The sequence below is a fragment of the Streptomyces sp. NPDC088817 genome (genome assembly GCF_044750345.1).
Lineage (GTDB): Bacteria > Actinomycetota > Actinomycetes > Streptomycetales > Streptomycetaceae > Streptomyces.
Window position 1 is genome coordinate 1 of record NZ_JBIVJN010000051.1, and the last position, 1,253, is coordinate 1,253.

Genomic DNA, 1,253 nt, shown 5'->3' on the forward strand with positions numbered 1-1,253 from the left:
CTAGTAGGCTGTCGCGGCTAATATTTGGGATAGAGGTGGCGCAGTTTGATGCGTGCATCGTGGGTGGTGAACTGCCAGTCCACCTGACGTTGGTCGGTGTTGGTGGCGTTCTGCCAGGCTGAGAGTTCGGTGTTGAGGATGTCGAGGTCGCCAATCCGGCGGTCGAGACATTGCCTGGTCAGCGCGGAGAGTTCGATCTCAGCGATATTGAGCCATGACCCGTGCTTGGGCGTGTGGTGGATCTCGAGGCGTTGAGCCAGGGCGAAGGCCTCTTCCGGTGCGAATGCCTCGTACAGTGAGGCGACGCCATGGGTGTTGAGGTTGTCCATCACCAGCACCACGGTCTCGGCGTCGGGGTAGTCCACGCTCAGCAGCTGCTTGACCTGGCCGGCCCAGTCGATCCGGGTCCGCTGGGACAGTGCCTGAACTCGACGCCATCCGCGTAAGGGCTCGACCCACACGAAGATGGAGCACGTGCCGCAGCGGATGTACTCGCTGTCCTGGCAGGCGTCGTGACCAGGCCGGGCCGGGAGCGGGCCGCGAGCATGGTCGAGGAGCTGGTAGGGCTTCTCGTCCATGCACACCACCGGACGCGCCGGGTCATAGGGCCGGGCGTAGACGGCCAGCACGTCTTCCATCCGGGCTGCGAACTGCGCGTTCGCTCGTGGCGGGATGGTCCAGCACTTCTTCAGGTGAGGGCGCAGTTCCGTTTTTTTAAGATCCGCCCGATGGTGGAGTGGTCCAGATCAGGGATGTCCTCGACCAGCGCGACGTGCTTCTCCAGCAGCCGCAGCGACCACCGTGCATAGCCCGGAGGCGGGGTTGAGCACGCCATCGCGATCAGCCGGGCTTCGACCTCACCGGTCACCGGCGAGGGCACCGGCGGCAGATCGCGCTTCTTCCGCGCGATCGTGGCGTGAACATCGCCGCCGGTCTCAGCGAAACGCTTGGCAACCAGCCGCAATGTCTCACCGGAGACGCCCAGACGAGCCGCGATCACCTCCTGAGAGCCGATCTCGCCTGCAGAGGTGTCGAGCGCGAGCAGCACCCGCGCCCGCCTGATCACCGAGGCTGGATGGACCCCCGTCGTGGTCACCCGAACCAACTCTTCACGATCAGCCGCGGTCAGCACCACCGGCCTCTTCTTCTGCGAACCCATCGCACCAGCCCTGTCCGGCAGAACGGAAGAGGAGTCTGCCAAACACCAGCCTCCCGACCAAACAACCCACAGCTAAGTAGCGACACGCTACTAG

General features: G+C 64.4%; 2 protein-coding genes. Both read right to left on the bottom strand.

Annotation, left to right across the window (positions count from 1 at the left end; genetic code table 11):
• Positions 1–17: 17 nt before the first annotated feature.
• Positions 18–704, bottom strand: a complete 687-nt coding sequence (locus ACIP4X_RS35765) for an IS630 family transposase (RefSeq protein ID WP_401352548.1) — start codon at positions 702–704, stop codon at positions 18–20.
• Entirely contained in the window at positions 689–1,135 is a 447-nt protein-coding gene (locus ACIP4X_RS35770) for a helix-turn-helix domain-containing protein (RefSeq protein WP_358738436.1), read from the bottom strand. The genes ACIP4X_RS35765 and ACIP4X_RS35770 overlap by 16 nt, the downstream gene beginning before the upstream one ends.
• Positions 1,136–1,253: the final 118 nt, after the last annotated feature.